Origin of the sequence: Pseudomonas sp. Gutcm_11s (genome assembly GCF_028649395.1) — a bacterium.
Taxonomy (GTDB): domain Bacteria; phylum Pseudomonadota; class Gammaproteobacteria; order Pseudomonadales; family Pseudomonadaceae; genus Aquipseudomonas.
In genome coordinates, this window is sequence record NZ_JAQSUW010000003.1 from 18,362 (window position 1) to 38,334 (window position 19,973).

17 protein-coding genes are annotated in these 19,973 nt (G+C 62.3%); 11 read left to right on the plus strand and 6 right to left on the minus strand.

The genetic code is table 11. The features are described from left to right. Nucleotide 1: 1 nt before the first annotated feature. From PTT45_RS00590 to PTT45_RS00640, 11 genes are all read left to right on the plus strand, one after another. The gene (locus PTT45_RS00590; protein ID WP_273810927.1) at nt 2–1,072 is read left to right on the plus strand and encodes an ABC transporter substrate-binding protein; all 1,071 of its coding nucleotides are present in this window, start codon (nt 2–4) and stop codon (nt 1,070–1,072) included. Then, on the plus strand, nt 1,053–2,660 hold the full coding sequence (locus tag PTT45_RS00595) for an ABC transporter permease (protein ID WP_273810928.1): 1,608 nt from the start codon (nt 1,053–1,055) through the stop codon (nt 2,658–2,660). Before PTT45_RS00590 ends, PTT45_RS00595 begins: the two co-directional genes overlap by 20 nt. A gap of 66 nt (nt 2,661–2,726) precedes the next feature. Next, the gene (locus PTT45_RS00600) at nt 2,727–4,346 is read left to right on the plus strand and encodes an arylsulfatase (RefSeq protein ID WP_273810929.1); all 1,620 of its coding nucleotides are present in this window, start codon (nt 2,727–2,729) and stop codon (nt 4,344–4,346) included. 215 nt (nt 4,347–4,561) lie between these two features. Continuing rightward, on the plus strand, nt 4,562–4,774 hold the full coding sequence (locus PTT45_RS00605) for a hypothetical protein (protein WP_273810931.1): 213 nt from the start codon (nt 4,562–4,564) through the stop codon (nt 4,772–4,774). A 343-nt stretch (nt 4,775–5,117) separates the two neighbouring features. Continuing rightward, nucleotides 5,118–5,558 carry a hypothetical protein gene (locus PTT45_RS00610; protein WP_273810933.1) on the plus strand — a complete coding sequence of 147 codons (441 nt, stop codon included), beginning with the start codon at nt 5,118–5,120 and terminating at the stop codon, nt 5,556–5,558. Between the two features lie 84 nt (nt 5,559–5,642). Continuing rightward, complete coding sequence (locus PTT45_RS00615; protein WP_273810934.1) at nt 5,643–6,173, plus strand: YcxB family protein; 531 nt, start codon at nt 5,643–5,645, stop codon at nt 6,171–6,173. A gap of 89 nt (nt 6,174–6,262) precedes the next feature. After that, complete coding sequence (locus PTT45_RS00620) at nt 6,263–6,715, plus strand: hypothetical protein (protein WP_273810936.1); 453 nt, start codon at nt 6,263–6,265, stop codon at nt 6,713–6,715. A gap of 96 nt (nt 6,716–6,811) precedes the next feature. Continuing rightward, nucleotides 6,812–7,282 carry a hypothetical protein gene (locus PTT45_RS00625; RefSeq protein ID WP_273810937.1) on the plus strand — a complete coding sequence of 157 codons (471 nt, stop codon included), beginning with the start codon at nt 6,812–6,814 and terminating at the stop codon, nt 7,280–7,282. 81 nt (nt 7,283–7,363) lie between these two features. Further along, nucleotides 7,364–7,939, plus strand: a complete 576-nt coding sequence (locus tag PTT45_RS00630; RefSeq protein ID WP_273810939.1) for a DUF4262 domain-containing protein — start codon at nt 7,364–7,366, stop codon at nt 7,937–7,939. An 83-nt stretch (nt 7,940–8,022) separates the two neighbouring features. After that, complete coding sequence (locus PTT45_RS00635; protein WP_273810940.1) at nt 8,023–8,343, plus strand: hypothetical protein; 321 nt, start codon at nt 8,023–8,025, stop codon at nt 8,341–8,343. 2,212 nt (nt 8,344–10,555) lie between these two features. Then, nucleotides 10,556–11,068, plus strand: a complete 513-nt coding sequence (locus PTT45_RS00640) for a hypothetical protein (protein WP_273810941.1) — start codon at nt 10,556–10,558, stop codon at nt 11,066–11,068. Nucleotides 11,069–11,147: 79 nt separating this feature from the next. Here PTT45_RS00640 and PTT45_RS00645 read toward each other — a convergent pair whose 3' ends face one another. From PTT45_RS00645 to PTT45_RS00670, 6 genes are all read right to left on the minus strand, one after another. Next, a complete protein-coding gene (locus PTT45_RS00645; protein ID WP_273810942.1) occupies nt 11,148–13,103 on the minus strand; it encodes a PhoX family protein in 1,956 nt (651 codons plus the stop codon). A gap of 14 nt (nt 13,104–13,117) precedes the next feature. Further along, nucleotides 13,118–13,915 (minus strand): energy transducer TonB, encoded by a 798-nt coding sequence (locus tag PTT45_RS00650; RefSeq protein WP_273810943.1) that lies wholly within the window; start codon nt 13,913–13,915, stop codon nt 13,118–13,120. Next, entirely contained in the window at nt 13,912–14,355 is a 444-nt protein-coding gene (gene tolR, locus PTT45_RS00655) for a protein TolR (RefSeq protein WP_273810944.1), read from the minus strand. Before tolR ends, PTT45_RS00650 begins: the two co-directional genes overlap by 4 nt. An 11-nt stretch (nt 14,356–14,366) precedes the next feature. After that, nucleotides 14,367–15,074 (minus strand): protein TolQ, encoded by a 708-nt coding sequence (gene tolQ, locus PTT45_RS00660; protein ID WP_273810945.1) that lies wholly within the window; start codon nt 15,072–15,074, stop codon nt 14,367–14,369. A 119-nt stretch (nt 15,075–15,193) separates the two neighbouring features. Next, nucleotides 15,194–17,110 carry a phytase gene (locus PTT45_RS00665; RefSeq protein ID WP_273810946.1) on the minus strand — a complete coding sequence of 639 codons (1,917 nt, stop codon included), beginning with the start codon at nt 17,108–17,110 and terminating at the stop codon, nt 15,194–15,196. Nucleotides 17,111–17,174: 64 nt separating this feature from the next. Then, complete coding sequence (locus PTT45_RS00670; RefSeq protein ID WP_273810947.1) at nt 17,175–19,697, minus strand: TonB-dependent receptor; 2,523 nt, start codon at nt 19,695–19,697, stop codon at nt 17,175–17,177. Between the last annotated feature and the right edge of the window lie 276 nt (nt 19,698–19,973).

Genomic DNA, 19,973 nt, shown 5'->3' on the forward strand with positions numbered 1-19,973 from the left:
CATGCGCAACAAGCTCCCTGGCCTGATCGCCACCCTGCTACTGAGCCTGGCCGGCCCGCTGGCGGCCGAGCCCGCGCAACCGCTAGAGGTCATCCGCGTGGCGGTGCCGGACGCCAGCGCCGGACGCCACCCCAGCAGCGGCACGCCGACCATCGACTACGCCTACACGCAGAAGCTGTTCGAGCAGGAGTTCGCCAAGGACGGCATCGAGATCCAATGGGCCTTCTTCAAGAACGCCGGCCCGGCGATCAACGAGGCCTTCGCCAACGAGCAGATCGACGTGGCCTTCCTCGGCGACCTGGCGGCCATCATCGGTGAGGCGGTGGGCAACCGTACGCGCCTGCTGGCCGCCACCAGCCGTGGCCTGAACGGCTACCTCGGCGTGGTGCCGGGCAGCGGCCACGACAGCCTGGAGTCACTGCGCGGCAAGACCATCGGCGTATGGCTCGGCACCGCCGGGCACCTGTCGCTGGAGGCGATGCTGGCCAGCCGTGGCTACAGCGACAAGGACTTCCACCTGATCAGCCTGGACAACAGCGCCGGCCTCGCCGCGCTGGCCGCCAAGCGCATCGACGCGGTGTGGAGCGCCGCCGGCGTGCTGGCCCTGCGCAACCGCGGCCTGGCCGAGATTCCGCTGAGCACCCAGGGCGGCGACGGCACCGGCACCATTGCCGTGACCATGCTCGGCGCCAGCGACTTCGTCGAACGCCACCCGGCCATCACCGAACGCCTGGTGCGCGTGCTGGTCCAGGCGGCGCACTGGAGCTCGCGCCCGGAGAACGGCGAAGCGGCGGTCGAGCTGCTGGTCAAGCAGATCGGCCTGCCGCCGGAGCTGATGGCGCAGGAGCTGCAGGGCGAGCCTCTCTCCCGACGCAACTCGCCGCTGCTCGACGACTACTTCCTCAAGCACCTGCAGTACGGCGCCGACGCCGCCTACGCCAAACGCCTGATCCGCAGCCGCGTCGACGTGCAGCGCTGGGCCGAACCGCGCTTCCTCGACCAGGCCCTGGCCGAGCTGCAACTCACCGATTACTGGCCGCAACGGGAGGCCTATGTCGACCCTTGGCACTGAGCGCCTCGGCGCTTTCCACTCTCTACCCAACCTCAAGCTACCGCCGGCCCTGCTCGGCCTGGTGGTGCCGCTGGCCCTGCTCCTGCTCTGGTCGTTGGCCTCGACCAATGGCTGGATGCCCAGGCAGATCCTGCCACCGCCGTCGCAGGTGTGGCACACCGCGCTGGACCTCTGGCACGGCGGTGCCCTGGCCCAGCTCGGCGTCAGCCTGGCACTGCTGGTCAAGGGGCTGTTGTTCGGTGTGCTCGGCGGCCTGCTGATCGGCGTACTCACCGGTCTCAGCCGCCGCGCCGAGGACATCATCGCGCCGAGCTTCTATGCCTTCGCGCAGATCCCCACGCTGGCCTGGATTCCGCTGCTGATCGTCTACCTGGGCATCGGCGACGGTCTCAAGCTGTTCCTGATCTTCAAGGCCGTGGTGGTGCCGGTGGCGGTGCACGTACAGGTCGGCGTGCGCGACGTGCCCGAGCGCCTGCGCGAGGCCGCCGCCGTGCTGCGCCTGCCCTGGTACCTGCGCCTGTGGCGGCTGACCCTGCCGGCAGCGCTGCCGGCCTTCCTCACCGGCCTGCGCCTGGCACTGATGGCCGGCTGGATGACCCTGATCGCCGTGGAACTGCTGGCCTCCAGCGAGGGCATCGGCTACCTGATGGTCTGGGGTCGCCAGCTGTTCCAGCTCGACCTGGTGTTCGTCTGCATCCTGGTCATCGGCCTCACCGGCTGGCTGATCGACCGCGGTATCCAGGGTCTCGACGGCGCCCTGGTGCGCTGGCCTCGCCCGCCGCTGGCCGCCCATGCCGAGCGCGCGCCGCAACGCGGCTGGGCCTGGCTGGCGACCCAGGCACGGCGCTGGGCCATCCCGCTACTGCTGCTGTGGGGCTGGAGCTCGCTGGTCGCCAGCGGCAAGGTCAACCCGGCGATCCTGCCGTCGCCGCTGGGCATCGTGCAGGCCGGCTGGGCCGATCTGCTCGACGGCAGCCTCAGTTCCGCACTGGGCTGGAGCCTGCTGCGCAGCCTGCTCGGCCTGCTGCTCGGTAGCGCGATTGGCATCGCCGTGGGCCTGCTGCTCGGCCTGTTCCGCCCGCTGGAGCAATTGTTCGCGCCAAGCCTGGCCGCCTTCCGCCAGGTCGCGCTGTTCGCCTGGGTACCGCTGATCACCGCCTGGGCCGGCATCTACGACTTCGCCAAGATCGTCTTCATCGCCCTGGCCGCCTTCCTGCCGGTGTACCTGGCCACCTGGCGCGGCGTGGCCAACCGCTCGGCGCAGCTCGACGAGGTGGCCGATGCCCTGCGCCTGAGCTTCGTCCAGCGCCTGCGCCTGGTCATCCTGCCCGGCGCCGTGCCGTCGATCTTCGCCGGCCTGCGCCTGGCGCTGATCTACGCCTGGCTCGGCTCGCTCGGCGCCGAGTACTTCATGAACTCGGGGATCGGCATCGGCAGCTACATGGTCGGCGCCCAGCAGAAATTCGAGATGGCCCGGGTGTTCGCCGGCATGGTCCTGGTCGGCCTGCTCGGCGCCCTGCTCGCCGCCCTCGGCCTGCGCCTTGAGCGCCTGGCCAGCCGCTGGCGGCAGAGCGGCGCCCCTTCCTGAATCCAGACAACCGCCCGCGTGGCTCGGCCGCGCGGGCCACCTTCAGCACATAGCGAGTCCACCACCATGTCCAGAACACCCGCACGCCCCAACTTCCTGGTGATAGTTGCCGACGACCTCGGCTTCTCCGACCTCGGCGCCTTCGGTGGCGAGATCGCCACGCCCAACCTCGACGCCCTGGCCCTGAACGGCCTGCGCCTGACCGACTTCCACGTGGCACCAACCTGCTCGCCGACCCGCTCGATGCTGCTCACCGGCACCGACCACCATATCGCCGGCATCGGCGCCATGGCCGAGGCCATCGCTCCCGAGCAGATCGGCCAGCCCGGCTACGAGGGCTACCTCAACGAGCGCGTGGTCGCCCTGCCCGAGCTGCTGCGCGAGGCCGGCTACCAGACGCTGATGGCCGGCAAGTGGCACCTGGGCCTCAAGCCCGAGCTGGCGCCGCATGCGCGCGGCTTCGAGCGCTCCTTCTCCCTGCTGCCCGGCGCCGCCAACCACTATGGCTTCGAGCCGCCCTACGACGAGAACACTCCAGGCGTGCTGAAATCGACGCCGGCGCTGTACATCGAAGACGACCAGTTCGTCGATGAGTTGCCCGAAGGCTTCTATTCCTCCGACGCCTTCGGCGACAAGCTGATCCAGTACCTCAAGGAGCGCGACCAGAGCCGGCCGTTCTTCGCCTACCTGCCCTTCTCCGCGCCGCACTGGCCGCTGCAGGCGCCGCAGGAAGTGGTGGCCAAGTACAAGGGGCGCTACGACGCCGGCCCCGAGGCGCTGCGCCAGGAGCGCCTGCAACGCCTCAAGCAGCTCGGCCTGGTGGCCGAGGACGTGCAGGCCCACCCGGTGCTGGCCTTCACTCAGGAATGGGACAAGCTCACCCCGGAGAAACGCGCGATCTCGGCACGCACCATGGAGGTGTACGCGGCCATGGTCGAGCGCATGGACTGGAACATCGGCCGGGTGGTCGACTACCTGCGCCAGCAGGGTCAGCTGGACAACACCTTTGTCCTGTTCATCTCCGACAACGGCGCCGAGGGCGCGCTGCTGGAAGCCTTCCCCAAGTTCGGCCCGAACCTGCAAAGCTTCCTCGATGCGCACTACGACAACAGCCTGGACAACATCGGCAACGCCAACTCCTACGTCTGGTATGGCCCGCGCTGGGCGCAGGCGGCCACCGCGCCGTCCAAGCTGTTCAAGGCCTTCACCACCCAGGGCGGCATCCGCGTGCCGGCGCTGATCCGCTACCCGGAATTCGCCCGCCAGGGCGGGCAGATCAGCGGCGCGTTCAGCACGGTGATGGACGTCACCCCGACCATCCTCGACCTGGCCGGCGTGCGCCACCCCGGCACCCGCTGGAACGGCCGAGACGTGGCGGCGCTGCGCGGCAAGTCCTGGCTCGGCTACCTCAGCGGCGAAACCACGGAAGTGCACGACGAGGACACGGTGACCGGCTGGGAACTGTTCGGCATGCGCGGCGTGCGCAAAGGCCAGTGGAAGGCCGTGTACATCCCCAAACCGCTGGGCCCGGCTAGCTGGCAGCTGTACGACTTGAGCAAGGACCCCGGCGAAACCACCGACCTGGCCCAGAGCGAACCCACCAAACTGGCCGCGCTGATCGAGCACTGGGACGACTATGCCGAGGAAACCGGCGTGGTGCTGGCCGCCTCGCCCTTCCAGCTCTAGAACCAGAGCATCCGCGCCTCGAATGGGGCACGGAAACATCTGCACAAGAAGCCGCCCTGGCTCCCGCCGGGCGGCTGAATCCCGCGTCTGCCGCGCCCTCGGGGCATGCTGGTCTCACCCGCCTTGCGCCGACGCCCACTAGCCCCTGCGCACTGCAACATCCCCGTAACCACCGCCCGTTATGGTGCCGGCTCTTGTTTCAGAAGGCCCATGTCGTGACCAGCGTTAAGAACCTCCGCAAGACCCTCGATCAGGTTGCCGCCAACAACGAATCCGCCGCCGTCGCCGTGATGCGCGCCGCGGAACGCACCGGCGACGAAGTACTGCGCCAGCAGTTGCACCGGGTCATCCTGCAAATGAATCAGGACGCCCTCGCCCTCCGCGCCCTGCGCGACGCCCAACCCGCCGACACCCAGCGGCGCGCCTGAGCGCGCCCTGTTCCCTGATACCTCGCGATACACCCAGCGCCAACGTCCCCAAGGCCTCCTCTCCCTTGCCCGCTTCGGCCTTGATCCGCAGCAGTCCCTAACAGCCAACACTTCCAGCCTCTGGATCGGCACTTTCAGCCGATCCCGGAACCTAGACGCGCGCCTCGCGAATTCGTAATGTCGCCGCTAGGTCCTGTCGCATTGCCATCATGAGCGGTGTCGCGTTTGCCTATGGCAGACTCAGCCTCAAAAGGGATTTCGCAGAGACAGGGAATGTTATGCGACACATGTGGCGGAAAACATTACGTCACATGTGTCGCCTACTTATAGTTAGCCACCCCAAATGACCCAAAGTGAGCAAATAGAAAGCGAACTTAACCGCTTAATCGGCCTTGAGGCATGGGGAGCTGCATTTGCTGGAGGCATGCTCATGATTCAGTTTGGCACTCCAAGAGAAAGAGTTTCACTGAATGGGAGCAAGCACAATATCGGTGAGTATGCCCTCCACATTCAAACAACTTGGCGCATCGATTTAAATCATGGTGATCCATCCCAAGGCATCACCAGCTCGGAACATGGGGATATAAATTTCCTCCTGACACAACCGTATATTGAATCCATAAAAGCAAAAGGATTGGGACCTTTCACCTTGAACTTCTCTGGCGGCCATTGCATTGAGGTCTCTACCCCAAATGTGTACCCAATAGACACTGAGTTTTGGCGCCTACTCGGCCCTGGGCTAAATGGCCGACATTTTGTCGTGACTTCTTCCGGTATAGAGTAGGTGGCTAACAATGCGCTCAAAGCGCTCACTCCGTTCGCTGGGACCGGCGAAGCCGGCCCCTTAGCTTAATCGTTAGGTGCATCGATGCGCATTGATCTCCAATACTGGATAGGTCCTAGGGAATATCTGGCCCGTGAGTACTTGCTGTCTCGGGATCCAATTCGAGCGGTGTTTGCCGGGTATCGGCGCGAGACACTTGAATACCTTGTGCTTTGCCTCTTTGCCGGGTTTGTTGCGTGGCATACACAAGAAGTTGTTTTCGTCTTTATCGCGCTGTGCTTCATCGGATACAAAGTGGCTTGGTTTTTCCAGGTTCGGCGCGAGTTCCCAAAGGCGTTCGAAGCTCAAATTCAGAAGCTCGCGCCACGCGAGATCCAACTTACGATCGACGATGATGGGTTGCACGAAACAGTCGAAGGGGTAAAGTCGTTCGCGCCTTGGGCTGCGGTGACGTCCCACATTCAATTCAGGGATACCTATTTTCTCCAGCTCGCAGGTGGCCTTATGGCAATCATTCCGTGTTCTGCAGTTGCAAAGGTTTCTCCCCCAGGCGAGGACGCTCTCATATCGGTACTCACCGCCAAACAAATTCCGCCCAGGCCTGCCTCGCCATGAACGCACCTAACAATGCGCTTAAAGCGCTCACTTCGTTCGCTGGGACGGCGTTCCGCCGCCCCTTAGCTTAATCGTTAGACGAGAATGAAATGCTCAAAGCCCTAAACACAATTTTCCTAAGCCTTATGATGCCATCGATTGCAATTGCTTCTGGATCAGAAATCAAAACAATTGCAGAAACCTACAGCGCATGGCAGTCCGGAGAAAAGGATCTTCATAGAAACCTCGACACTTTAAAAGCTGTCGCATCCAATTCCTCCTCACCCGACACTGAGAAAGCATTAACTAATCTAGAGCAGTCAGTAGAATCCCTAGAAAAATCATTCAAGAAATTTAATGATTTACCATCATTAGAAACGGCAAATCTAGCTCTTGAGAAAATCAATAATCTTTGCACATCATTCAACCTAATGAATAAAAATCAACCGATAGGTATTGAGGCAATAATGTCTTCAACAGAAATCGGTTGGCTTGTACGGTACATGCAGGAGCGTACATCGAACCTTCCCAAGCACAACCACTGCGTGGTTGGTGAAGCTTGAGTCATCATCTAACAATTGGCTCAAGTCGTTCGCTTCGCTCACTGGGACCGGCTAAAGCCGGCCCCTTAGCTTAATCGTTAGGCCCTAGAGGGAATCATGAAGTACCAAATTGTTGCTCTTTTGGCGTTATTAGCCACAGTCAATACTGCGGTCGCTGAAATCGTAACCATTGACCCGAACGAAGTAAGTCTTAACGAACATGTTCACACCAGCCTACCTCCTGAGCTGCTGCCAAGAATAAAAGCCACTACAAATGTATTTGAGCCAATCGATGGAATTAGCTACGAGCAAGCAGTTGATCTGTACAAGAGAGATCTAAACCCAGAAAGCAATCTTATTATCTGGGAGGAAATGGCTAGAGTTTACACAGCATTCTGCGCAGCGCGCTGCACAAGCCCAGAAGAGAGAATGGATGTATATCGAACCCTGCTGCTCCGCTCAATGTACTCGCCAGAAGAAACAATAAAAAATTTGCAGCTCAGCGCTCTAAGTAAAGCCGAGGCCGTATCAATAATTAATCAGTACAACCTAAAAGCCGAACCTATTCCCATCATGGTTGAGCAGTAAGCCTAACAACTGGATCAAATCGCTCGCTTCGCTCACTGGGACCGGCTAAAGCCGGCCCTTAACCAAACGTTAGGGAAGCACATGCTGCGCGCATACACATTAATCCTCGTACTAATAGCTTCAGGCATTACCTTTGCCAAGGGAGCAGCAGAGCCCTTTATGACCAAGCCGATGGAGAGCTTTACCGCTCCAACTCCAGCAAGCAAATACGATGTGCAACTACTAAAAGAAATAGAAGAGCTAGGCTGGCATAACGTACACATTTCCGCAGAAAGCGGCTCTCCGGAATATGCTTTTACGATTGGTCATTTTCAAAAGCAGAGCCATCCAGAATTAATTGTAATTGGTCTACCCGCCAATATTGCTCATAAGCTTCTAAACATTGCGGCAATTAAGATCGCAGGAGCTAATGAAAAAATAGAACCTTACAAGGAATACACTGATTTCACTGAGGGGCTATCAGTGGTATTTGTACCCGTAGGTATAGAGCACTATGAAGAATATCTTGGGTACGCCAATTGGTACTACGCATCAATGCCTAGCCCATATCCGGCAATGCAAATGGTATGGCCTGACCGCGAAGGGAAATTTCCATGGGAGCCAGGTTACGACAAGAGCTTTTTAAAGTTCCAACCACTACTTGGCGTAACTCCCTAACAACTGATTCAAACCGCTCGCTTCGCTCACTGGGACGGGCTAAAGCCCGCCCCTTAACCAAACGTTAGGCGGTCATAATAATCATGCGAAAGCAAACAATAGCAAACATTGTCCTTTCAATAACGCTACTGGCCACAAACGCTTGGTGGGCCTATAACACCATTGACTTTGGCATCACACACACATATGCAATGCAGGCCTGCGAGGAGGATTCACAAGCACTTAAACAAACAATGGCAATACTGCCATTAGTCGCCAGTAACTCCTCTTCACCAGCTGAAGTCATTACTGCAGCAATGCTCTGGCCCGATGAGGAGCCTTTCGAAAAAGAAGGGTTTACTTGGATAGGGCGTTTAGGCTTACGCTTTGATGCGCAGGGCAAATTGGCAGAGGTTTCCAGGTGAAACCGTGCATTCGCCTAACAAGGTGCTCAACTGTCGCTCACTTCGTTCGCTGGACGTCCAATAGCTACGCTATTGGACGTCCGTTAGCTTAATCGTTAGAGGCCTATCTAGCTCATGCGTATTGACATAGATTTTTCAATCTTCACATCATCTCCCCCATCTTCCGAGGGAGTGATAACAGGAAAAATTGAAGTCACTGCACTGCCTAGAGCTGGCGAAACAATTTCATTCTACACAGCGCCGAATGAATCTAAATTTCCGACGAACTCTAGCTTTGATCCACTGCTAAAGGTCGAGAGCGTAATTCATAACGCAAATGGTCATAATGCAGCGCTTCAGTTGCAAGACGTAATTCTTCCAAATAAGCAGAGCGTCGCTGAGGTCACAGAATTTTTGGAGCAAGGCTTTGGCCTTTACTTCGACCCAATCAGTGAGTAGGCCTCTAACAATGCGCTCACCTGTCGCTCACTTCGTTTGCTGGACAGCCAAAAGCTACGCTTTTGTCTGTCCGCTAGCTTAATCGTTAGATGCCAAAAATCACACCCACCAAAGAAATCCCCCAAGAATGAGCGCCCTCTGAAATAATGATCAAAATAATTCCCACCATTATAGCTGTTACATTAACGCTATTAGCCGGCTGTTCCCGCGGCCTTTATCAAGCACCAACAGATGGAGGCACGGCGAAACTAAAAATCTCCAACCACACAGATACCCAAGTAGATGTCTACACCTACAAGGACTCACGGGACTGTAGAGGGACGATCCTCATACCGACCCGAGAAATCACTACATTATGGGGAAGCAAATTCTGGGGCAATACAATTTCGCAAAATGATAGTGCATCAATAATAATTCCCGCAGACAGAGAGTTTACCACGGCACTCGTGTTGCTTTACCCATATCAGAGATGTGATCTCACCTCGACTTTTATACCTATCGCCAAAGAGAGTTATGAGCTAAATATCTCGGCGAATGTATACTCTTGCCGCATGTATATGACTAAAGTTAACGGAAACAAAAAAGAGCCTATCAACTTTCGCAAGCGCACGGAAAAGGAAATATTTTTTGAAAATGACCCAGCCTGTGAATGACCACCCCAATCAAGACTTAATCTAACAAATGGTTCAAGTCGTTCGCTTCGCTCACTTGGGACCGGCTAAAGCCGGCTCCTTAACCAAACGTTAGGTGTCACTCATGCTTCTCTTGCGCCGGCTTATAATCTCAATGCTGCTATTGGCCTTTTTACTAGCCGCAGCATTTCCGGGCGTAGTTTATGTAGTCGGCATAGCCCGAGTTGACGGCCGCCCCACACCAGCAGCCCCGAACAGCTACAGCCAAGAGGCCATAAACCTAGCCTGGACTCAATGCAATGAGGCCTTACCTGCTGAAGTTGAGGTAACCAATCCCTGGAAAGTTGCTAGCAAATTTTTATTCGGCAATCCCATGCGTACGACACCAGGAGAGCGGGCTGCATGGAAAATCGCGAGCAACTACAATGCAGCTCACCGCATGGGCAATAACACTTGGTGGCATACGTCTGGGGTGGCACTCACCATTTGGATAACTCGCCAATGGTCAGCCCAAGAAATTGGAGCAACCCTCGTAAAAGAAAATCTGTGCAGGTGAAACCTAACAATGCGCTCAACTGTCGCTCACTTCGTTCGCTGGACGCCCAAAAGCTGCGCTTTGGGACGTCCGCTAGCTTAATCGTCGTGCACCATGAACCAAACTCGAATGAAACGTGAAATTGAAGAGAATGCGGAGACTATTCGTCGCCTTCATTCACGCATCAAAGAAACCTTCAAGGTTCGTGATTTGAGCCCATTGAAAAGACGGGAGTGGGAACTAGCTTGCCGGGAGTTTCATGCCAGGTATGAAAACTTATCTTTCCCCTGCAACTACACTGAGGCGTTACAAAAGATCAAAGATGGGGATCCGTTTTCGGTTGAGTCCGCGTTGTGCTTTGTAGAGCTAAGGCCCTACTTTTTCCGATCAGGCTATATGTACAGAGAGCTAATCCGAAAACTTAAGAATGCAAATCTTGTTGGCAGCCACCGAGAGCGGCGAGACGCAATAATTCACGCATACCGCCAGTGGAGAGCAAGCCAGTGCAAAGAATAACAATTGGTTCAAGCCGCTCGCTTCATGCACTCGGGCACGACTAAAGCCGGCCCATTAGCTTAATCGATAGGTCTCATAGGAGAGCCACACAATGTCCAAGCACGGAAAGCGAGACATTCTGATCCACTTCGATGAAGATGCGAATGAAATAATCCTATACACAGTTGCAGCTGCCGAAACCAAAGATATTCGTGCAAGAGAGTTTGATGGAGCCAGGCTAGATACTCCATATATGCTGAGCATGCCAGCAGATGAGATCGAGAAAATATTCGGCGCGACTATTCTTTCCCTCATCGATACATTTTCATTAAAGAAAATTGGCATTCGCCCCTACGAGCAGCTGAATGCAGAGCGCCATCAACGTGAAGTGGCTGAGTGGGAGATTGCAGCAAAGGAAGGTGATGCCGAGGCTCAATACATGCTTTTCATTGAGTACCACACAAGGGTTCTCTCTCTCGGTAATGCCGCAGCGCTGGAGCTAGCAGAGCAAATGCTTGAAGCATCGGCAAACCAAGGCTATGCCGATGCAGTAAGAAGCAAAGAAGCCTGGCCCGAAATGCGCGCAGCTGCTGAACGTAGATTGAAACGCGGCCCATCAACCTAGCAAACGGATCAAAGCCGGTCGCCACGCTCAATCGGGCCGCCCACGAGCAGCTCAAGCTCTACGGTAGTTTTTCGCCTCCTTACGCCCCAATCACCCCACCATCCACCCGCGTAATCAGCAGCGTGGTCGAGCGCGGCCGAGTCTTGCCGTCGCTGGCCGGGAAGCTGATGGCTGGGTGCTGGATGTTGGCCCACATGGCCTTGCCGTCCGGGCTCCAGGCCAGGCCGGTGATCTCGCAGCCGCGTGGGCCGACCAGGAAGCGGCGGACCTCGCGGGTGCTGGGGTCGGCGCAGAGCAGTTGGTTGCAGCCCATGCCGGCCATCACCGGTTCGATGTCGTCGTAGTCCGTCTGGATCCACAGACGCCCTGCCGCGTCGAAGGCCAGGCCGTCCGGTGAGGAGAACAGGTCGCCGTTGATGGTGCCGGTGAGGTTGGCCGCTACCGGCTTGCCGTCCTTGTCCTTGCTGCCGCGGGCTTCGCCGGCGAGGAGGAACAGTTCCCAGGTGAAGGCGGTGGCGGTCGGGTCGGCGCCCTTTTCGTTGAAGCGCAGGATCTGCCCGTGCAGGTTGTGCGGGCGCGGGTTGGCCTTGTCGGTGGGTTGTTTTTCGCCACGCCCGTCGTTGTTCGTCAGGGTCACGTAGACCTCGCCGGTGGAGGGATGCACGGCGGCCCACTCGGGGCGGTCCATCGGTGTGGCGCCGGCGCGGTCGGCTGCAGCGCGGGCGTTGAGCAGTACTTCTGCCTGGTTGGCGAAGCCGTTCTCGGCGCTCAGGCCGTTCTGCCCGTGCACCAGGGCCAGCCACTGGCCGCTGCCGTCGGCATCGAAGCGCGCGGCGTACAGGGTGCCCTCGTCGAGCAGGTCACGATTGGCCTCGGGATTGGCGGCATCGAAGCGGCCGGCGGGGACGAACTTGTAGACGTACTCGCCCTTGGCATCGTCGCCGGAGTAGAAGGCCATGCGCCCATCTTTGCCCAGGCTCAGCGCCGCGCATTCGCGGCTGAAGCGGCCGAAGGCGGTGCGCTTGATCGGCTGCGCTTTGGGGTCGAAGGGGTCGATCTCGACCACCCAGCCGAAGCGGTGTGGCTCATTGACGTGGCCGCCGTGGGGCTGGTCGGCGTAGGGCGTGGCGTCGAAGCGCGCGTCGGCGGTCTCCCACGCGTAGTTCTTGCTGGTGCCCTCCTTCGCCAGGCCGTAGCGCTTGTGCGACACGCGTGCCTCGAAGTCGGCCTTGTCGCGGTTGATGAAGTAGTTGGGCCAGTTCTCCTCGCAGGTGAGGAAGGTGCCCCACGGCGTGACGCCGGTGGCGCAGTTGTTCAGGGTGCCGAGCACGGTGAGGCCGCTCGGGTCGCTGGCGGTCTTCATCTGCTCGTGGGCGGCCAGCGGGCCGGCGATGCGCATGGGCGTGAGCATGCTGATGCGGCGGTTGTAGGCGGAATCCATCACGCGCTGCCACTGGCCATCGGCACCCTGCTTCACCTCGATCACCGAGACGCCGTGGGCGGCCTGCTCCTTGCGCACCTCGGCGAGCGGGCGCGGCTTGGACTGGTCGATCTTGCCGGACGGGTGCAGCGGCGGGTTGATGTACTCGTGGTTCATCACCAGCAGGCCGCGGTCGGTCTCGCCGGGGAAGGCGAAGAAGTCCATGCCGTCGTGGTTGTCGCCGGCCTGCTTGAGCTGGGCCTGCCAGTCGTCGCTGGCGTCCGGGTTCCAGGCCGGTGCTCCGGCCTCCACCGGGTCGCCCCAGGAGAAGAACGGCACGGCCCGGTAGCCCTCGGCCACCAGCACGCTGTCGAACTGCGGATCGAGCTGCACCGGCACGCCCTTGAAGCTCAGCAGCGAACTGGCCGAGGCCTTGGAGCAGGCAGCCAGGCCGCCGCCGAAGAAGCCCAGCGCGGCCAGGGTCAGGCCGCCCTTGAGCACGTTGCGCCGGCTACCGTCGACCAGCGCATCCAGCGGCGGGTTGGCGCTGGGGTTGATGGCGATATCGTCGTGCGCTTCCAGGCGCTGGTGGAACTGCTGGTGTTCAGGGTTCATCAGGGCTTCTCTGGTTATTCGATGCGGTAGTGGAAGGTGTTCTTCACGCCGTCCACCGCCACCGCGCGGCCATCGACCACGCGTGGCTGGTAGCGGAAGGTCCTGGCGGCGGCCAGGGATGGGCGAACGAACAGCGGGTGGCAGTCGCCGAGGGTCTGCGGGTCTTCGACGCGGCCCTGCGGGCTGACCCGGTAGGTCACCGTGCAGTCGCCCTCGATGCCTTTGTCCAGGGCGCGCTCGGGGTAGTCCGGCGCCTCCTTGGCGATGGGCAGGTACTGGCGGCTGGCGGCCGCTGCGGCCTCGGCCTGGCGGGCGCGCTCGGCAGCTTCGGCGTCGGCGCGGGCCTGGGCTTCGGCCTGACGCTGCTGCGCCTGCTGGCGGGCCAGTTCGTCGGCCTCGCGGCGTTCGCGTTCGATGCGCTGGCGCTCGACCTGCTCGCGCTGCTGACGCTCGCGCTGTTCCTCGACGCGTTTGCGCGCCAGGGCGGCCTGCTCCAGCTTCTGCTGCGCGATGCGCGGATCGGGTTTGGGCGCCTCCACCGGCTTGGCCGGCTCGGGTTCGGGGAGCGCTACTGGCGGCACCAGCGCCTCGGGCTGCGGCGGTGCCGGCGGGGCCAGGGTCACCAGGCGCGTGGTCAGGGTGCGTACCTGCGGCGCCGGCGGCGTGTCGGCCTGCCAGTGGGTCAGCAGCAGGCCGAGCACCAGGGCGTGCAGGCCCACCGCCACGCCAGCGGCGAGGAAGCTGCGCAGCCAGCGGCTGGAGGGAGCGGCGAGCGCCAGCGGCGCGGTGGCCTGCATGACCAGCGCGCTCACTGCGGCGCCTCGGTGATCAGGCCGAGGTTGCTCACCCCGCCCTGCTGCAGCGCGGCCATGCCGGCTACCACCGTGGCGTAGTCGGCGTGGCCGTCGGCGCGGATGTACACCTGGGTGTCGCCGCGCTCGGCGATCAGCGCGCCGACCTTGCTGGTCATCTCCTCCAGGTTCACCGCGCTGTCGGTCTTGTGCTCGGTGTCCAGCTCGCTACCGAGGTTCCAGTAGTAGCCGCCATCGGCCTGCACCGAGAGGGTCAGCACCTGCTGCTGGCTATCGGTCGGCAGCGCCTCGGCGGCGACCTTGGGCAGCTCGATCTTCACGCCTTGGGTGAGCATGGGCGCGGTGACCATGAAGATCACCAGCAGCACCAGCATCACGTCGATGTAGGGCACCACATTCATCTCGGCCTTGGGGCCGTGCTTGCACTGCGGCTTGCGCATCTCGCCTCTCCTCAGGCCGCCTGGGCCACGCCGGTAGCACTGGGCAGGCGCCGTTGCAGGCGGCCCTGCAACTCGTTGCCGAAGGCGTACAGGCGGGTGCTCAGGGCGGCGACGCGGGCGGAGAAGCGGTTGTAGGCGATCACCGCGGGGATGGCGGCGAACAGGCCGATGGCGGTGGCGATCAGCGCCTCGGCGATGCCCGGCGCGACGGTGGACAGGGTGGCCTGCTGCACCTGGGACAGGCCGATGAAGGAATTCATGATCCCCCACACGGTGCCGAACAGGCCGATGTAGGGGCTGACCGAGCCGATGGTGGCGAGCAGCGGCAGGCCCTTCTCCAGGCGTTCCTCCTGCTCGGAGATGGCCACCAGCAGGCTGCGTTCGACGCCGTCGATCAGTGTCTCGCGTTCCACGCCGGGCTCGCGGCGCAGCTGCGCGTATTCGCCGTAGCCGGCGCGGAACAGCTGCTCCAGCGCGGCATCGGCATCGCTGCGTTCGGCGCCTTCGCGGTACAGGGTGGCGAGGTCGCCGGTCTCGCGGAAGCGGCGCAGGAAGTCCCGCGCCAGGCGCTCGCTGCGGCCCAGCAGCAGGCTGCGCTGGACGATCAGGTACCAGCTGGCCAGCGAGGCGGCGAGCAGGGTCAGCATGACCAGCTTGACCAGCAGGCTGGCGTCGCTGACCAGGCTCCAGACGGTCATCTGTTCGAGGGTGGCGTGCATGGTGTGGCTCCTTTGCATGGCGAGGAATCCGGCGACCGGTCCCTCACCCCAGCCCTCTCCCGAGGGAGAGGGGGTTGAGTGCTATTCGATTACTTCGCGGTTACCGGTTGATGACAGGGCTATTCCAGGCCGAGGGCGCGGGCGACCTCGCTCCAGGGCACGAACTTGAAGTTCTGCGTGGCCTCGGGCATGCGCTTGCGCCCGTCCTGCACCACCAACATGCCCTGGCTCCAGGGCCCACCGAGGTTGGCCGAGGTCACTTCCAGGCCGTCGGTCTCGGAGGCGCCGTCGATGCCCAGCGCGCCGTTGGCGCCGACGCGGAAGGCGCCGCGCAGAGCGAATGGCGGCTCGGCGTCGAGCACCAGGTAGCTGTCGTTGCCCTGGCTGGACACCACCAGGTAGTCGCGCGCCTCGGACTGGTACAGGCCCAGGCCCTCGACATCGGCGTGCAGCGCGCCGCCGACCTTCATCACCTCGTGCAGCTCGGTGGGGCCGTCGGCGCGGGCGTCCACCGCCCACACACCGGTGTCTTCCTCGCCAAGGAACAGGCGCTGGCGCTGGTCATCAGCCACGCAGCCCTCGGGCTGGCTCGGCACGGCGAAGCGCCGCACCAGCTCGCCGCTGACCTCGCCGCCGTTATCGCTCAGGCGGTACTGCAGGAAGCTGCCGTCCTTGCCGTTGGCGAAGGCGTACAGCTCGCCGCTGGCCGGCTGGAACAGGCAGATGCCGTAGATCTCCTTGAGCGGCGTGCGTACCTCGCCAGCCGCGCGCAGCTCGCCGCTGGCGCGGTCGATGGCGAACACGGCGATGCTGTTGCGGTCGCGATCACTGGCCACGGCCAGGTCGACGCGCTCACCGCCGAGACTGAAGTTGGGGCGCAGGTCGACGTTGTTCAGGCGACCCACCGGCAGGTCCTGCAGCAACTTGCCGTCCAGGTCGTAGACCAGCAGGCCCTGTTTCTTGTTGGTGCCGAGCACGCGCGAACGCGCCGGGTTGACCGAGTCGACCCAGATCGCCGGATCGTCGGCGGCGTCGCCGTGGCGGCCGACCGGCTCGCTCTGGCGCTGCGCGGTGACATTCACCAGCGCCTCGGGCACAGCCACCGGTTGCGGTTTCCAGGCCAGTTCGCCCTCGTAGAAGCTCCCGCTGCCGTCGTCCTGCAGCAGCAGTTCGAGACCGTTGCTACCTTCGCGCACAGCCAGGCGCTCCGGCTCTTCCATGCCCTGCAGGGCGACGCTGCCGGTCGCCTGCCAGGCTTCGCCCTGGCGCTGGTACAGATGCAGGCGACGGGCACCGACATCCAGTGCCAGCACGCCGCCCGGCACGGCAGCCATGGCGCCGACGCCCTGCTCCAGGCCGCCGAACGGCTTGACCATGTCCACCGCCACGCGGCTGGCTTCGGCCTCCGGGTGCGCCGGGTAGGCCCACAGGCCGACGTTCTCTTCGTTGACCAGCAACTGGTTGGCGGCATCGTCGACCTGGCAGAACTCGGCCTGCGGCGGCAGCGGCAGGCCGCGCACGCGCAGGGCCTCGCTGCTCAGCTCGCTGCCAGAGCCGACCAGCCACTGCTCGCCACGGCCCTCCTCGCCGACCAGGAACAGATAGAGGTTGGCCGCCTCGTCGCGGTACAGGCACAGGCCGGTCACCGCGTAGTCACGCGCCGGCAGGGCCAGGGTGCGGCCCCACTGGCGCGCGGTCGGGTCGAGCAGCGCCAGGGTCGGGCGCTGGTTGGCGGCGTCTAGGCTGGCGACCAGCAGCTGCTCGCCGAGGCTGCGGCTATCCAGCCCGCTGAAGTTGCCGGGCAGGCGTGCCAGTTCGGCGCCCTGGGCATCGAGCAGCAGCAGCCCGCGCTTCTCGCTGGCGGCCAGGCGCTGTTCACCGGCGAAGCGCAGGTCCTCAGCCTTGATCTGGCTGGAGGCACCCCAGGGGCTGAGGACCAGGCTCGGAGCGGCAGCGGAGGCCAGTGACGGCACCTGGTCGCAACCGGCCAGGAGCAGGCCGGCGAACAACAGGGAAAGGGAAAACGACGGATGCATGGGTATTCCTTGAGCGTGTGCGCAGGCGCGCCCGCCCCGCGAGGGAGCGCGCCGGTGGAGTCTTTTAGAAGTGGGTGAAGGTCAGGCCGAGCTTGTACGTCGGGCCGTATTCCTCGTACTGGGCGTTGTAGGCACTGCGCCCGGTGTAGACGTAGTAGCTCTCGTCGGTGATGTTCTGCGCCTCGAACTTGAGCTGCAGTTCCTTGGTCAGGAAGTAGCCGGCGCTGAAGTCGACGAACACCTGGTCGTCCACGTGCAGGTCGTGGGCCTCGTCGTTGATGCCGGCGACCTCGTAGAGATAGTCTGACTTGTAGTTGGCCGACAGGCGCAGGCTGAGCTTGTCGTTCTCCCAGCCGAGCATCAGGTTGCCGACGGTGTCGGACTGGAACGGCATGTCGATGTCGCGCTCGAGGTAGCTGCCGCTGTCGGTATCGAAGCCGCTGATGCTGGCGTCGGAGCGGCTGAAGGTGGCGTTGGCGCCGAGCAGCAGGCCGTTCCAGGGTGCCGGCAACCAGTCGAACTTCTGCGAGTAGGCCAGTTCCAGGCCCCACAGCTCGGCGTTGTCGCCGTTGGCGAAGGTGTTGGCCTCGGAGAAGGCGGCCCAGTCGCCAGTGCCGGCGAGGTCGGCGTTGTACACGAAGTTCTCGATGTCCTTGTAGAACACGAAGGCGGACACCACGCCAGCGCGGCCCAGGTAGTGCTCGATGCCGAGGTCGAAGTTGCGCGACTCCAGCGGGTCCAGCGTCGGGTTGCCGAAGCTGGCCTCGTCGCCGTCGATGACGAAGCCCGGCGCCAGCTGGCCGAAGGTCGGGCGCACCACCGTGTTGGTGATGGCGGCGCGTACCTGGGTGTCCTTGTCCAGCTGGTAGCGGGCGTGTAGGCCCGGCAGCCAGTGGTGGTAGTCGTTCTTCGCCTCGATGCTCTCGTAGTCGCCGTCGCGGATGCCGGTGCCCTTGGCCTCGAAGCTGGTTTCCTCGTAGCGCATGCCGGCGATGATGCGCAGGTCGTCGATGTCGACGGTGTGCATCAGGTAGGCCGCGTCGATGTCTTCGCTCATCTTGTAGTCGTTGACCCGCGACTCTTCCTCGTTGAAGAACTCGCCGCGATCCAGGCCGCCGAGCAGTGCCTCGATACGGTCGGCCGACAGGCCCGGCCCGAAGCGGCCCAAGTTGTAGTCGACCGAGCCTTTGCTGAACTGGTCCATGCTCAGCTGCTCGTCGGTGAAGAAGTTGTCGAGGTCCTCGTAGGTCCAGATGTCGGTGTCGTTGTCCTTGTCGCGGCGGCTGAGCTTGCCGCCGAACTTGACCTGCGCGGCGTAGCCGGCCAGCTCGTAGTCGCGGGCGGCGTCGAGCTTGATGTTCTTCTCGGTGTCCTCGGTGTTCTCCTCCGCCCACTCCACTTCGTTGAGGGTGAAGTTGGCCGGGTCGTAGAAGTCGTCGCCAACGCTCAGGCGCGGTTTCTCGGTGTCGTAGAAACCGACGTCCGCGAAGTCGTCGTTGCCCTCGAACACGGCGCCGCCGATATGGCCGGGCGTGTCTTCGCTGGACTGGCTGTAGCCGACCTGGCCGCCGAGGGTCCACTGGCCGATCATCTGCTCGCCGCCGAACACGTAGGACTGGATCTCCTGGGTTTCCTCGCGGTCCTTCAGCTCGCGCCAGCCCTCGGCATCGCCGCTCTCGCCGGGCAGCTGCGCGTCGGCGAACTCGACGCCGGCGGCGTTGCGGGTCTCGCTGTCCTTGTAGCGGCTGTACAGGGTGCGCAGGTAGTAGCTGCTGAAGTCGTCGGGGCGGTAGTCGAAGTTCAGGCCCAGGCCGCTGCGTTCGCGGCGGATGTCGTAGTCGCGCTGCTCGAACTGCTCGAGCCGGGCGCCGTCCTCGAAGTCCCAGTCACCGCCGCTCTCGACGTTGTCCGAGCCGAAGTCGCGCTGCTGCCAGCTGAAGGCGGCGGCCACGCCGAAGTTGTCGACGCCGTCGCCGAGGCTGAAGCGGTCGCTGATGGCGCCGGAGAATTTCGGGCTGGTCTGCTCGGTGTTGTCGTCGTAGCTGGCCTCGGTGCTGCCGGTATAGAACAGGCCCTTGTGGTCGAAGGCCGAGAGGCTCTCCACCTCGATGGTACCGCCGAGGGAGTTGGCGTCCATGTCCGGGGTCAGGGTCTTGACCACCGACAGCGACTGCACCAGCTCGGACGGCAATACGTCGAGGGCTACCGCGCGGCGGTCCGCCTCCGGCGACGGGATCAGGGTGCCGTTGACGCTGACGCTGTTGAGGTCCGGACCCAGGCCACGCACGCTGACGAAGCGGCCTTCGCCCTGGTCGCGCTCGACGCTCACGCCGGGCAGGCGCTGGGTGGCTTCGGCGACGTTCTGGTCGGGCAGCTGGGCCACGCCGTCGGCATGCACGGTGCTCTGCACGCTGTCGGAACGGCGCTGCTCCTTGAGCGCCTGGTCGACGGCGGCGGCCTGGCCGATCACATCGACGTGCTCGGTGGCATTGTCTTCGGCCGCCCACAGCGGCGTGGTGGCGATGGCCAGGGCCAGCACGCTGATGCGGAAGCCGGCGCGGCGAGCGTTGAGTTGGCGTTTGTACATGCTGCTCTCTCCCCAGATGAGCGTTGCGCCGGGGCAAGTCCGGCGATCTGGGGGGCATGCTGGGAGCGGCCTGTGACGCTTCTGTGACAGACCCTGGCGAACCGGGGGTTTTGCCGGGTTTTCGCCGCCGTTCTGGGCCGATTTGACCCCGAACGCCGGTCTGCAATGACCTCCTCGCGATCGTTCGGGCCCGATGGCCATGGGCGCCGCGGGCGAATGTGCAAAAAATCCGGCAGCCACTCTGGGCCGATTCGACCTCCCCCGTTGCAACCATTC

Coding starts and splice junctions, on each gene's coding strand:
- PTT45_RS00665 (WP_273810946.1), bottom strand. CDS start 17,110: ATGCATCCGTCGTTTTCCCTTTCCCTGTTGTTCGCCGGCCTGCTCCTG.
- PTT45_RS00620 (WP_273810936.1), top strand. CDS start 6,263: ATGCTCAAAGCCCTAAACACAATTTTCCTAAGCCTTATGATGCCATCG.
- PTT45_RS00630 (WP_273810939.1), top strand. CDS start 7,364: ATGCTGCGCGCATACACATTAATCCTCGTACTAATAGCTTCAGGCATT.
- PTT45_RS00590 (WP_273810927.1), top strand. CDS start 2: ATGCGCAACAAGCTCCCTGGCCTGATCGCCACCCTGCTACTGAGCCTG.
- PTT45_RS00625 (WP_273810937.1), top strand. CDS start 6,812: ATGAAGTACCAAATTGTTGCTCTTTTGGCGTTATTAGCCACAGTCAAT.
- PTT45_RS00635 (WP_273810940.1), top strand. CDS start 8,023: ATGCGAAAGCAAACAATAGCAAACATTGTCCTTTCAATAACGCTACTG.
- tolR (WP_273810944.1), bottom strand. CDS start 14,355: ATGCGCAAGCCGCAGTGCAAGCACGGCCCCAAGGCCGAGATGAATGTG.
- PTT45_RS00615 (WP_273810934.1), top strand. CDS start 5,643: ATGCGCATTGATCTCCAATACTGGATAGGTCCTAGGGAATATCTGGCC.
- PTT45_RS00595 (WP_273810928.1), top strand. CDS start 1,053: ATGTCGACCCTTGGCACTGAGCGCCTCGGCGCTTTCCACTCTCTACCC.
- tolQ (WP_273810945.1), bottom strand. CDS start 15,074: ATGCACGCCACCCTCGAACAGATGACCGTCTGGAGCCTGGTCAGCGAC.
- PTT45_RS00645 (WP_273810942.1), bottom strand. CDS start 13,103: ATGAACCCTGAACACCAGCAGTTCCACCAGCGCCTGGAAGCGCACGAC.
- PTT45_RS00600 (WP_273810929.1), top strand. CDS start 2,727: ATGTCCAGAACACCCGCACGCCCCAACTTCCTGGTGATAGTTGCCGAC.
- PTT45_RS00670 (WP_273810947.1), bottom strand. CDS start 19,697: ATGTACAAACGCCAACTCAACGCTCGCCGCGCCGGCTTCCGCATCAGC.
- PTT45_RS00610 (WP_273810933.1), top strand. CDS start 5,118: ATGACCCAAAGTGAGCAAATAGAAAGCGAACTTAACCGCTTAATCGGC.
- PTT45_RS00640 (WP_273810941.1), top strand. CDS start 10,556: ATGTCCAAGCACGGAAAGCGAGACATTCTGATCCACTTCGATGAAGAT.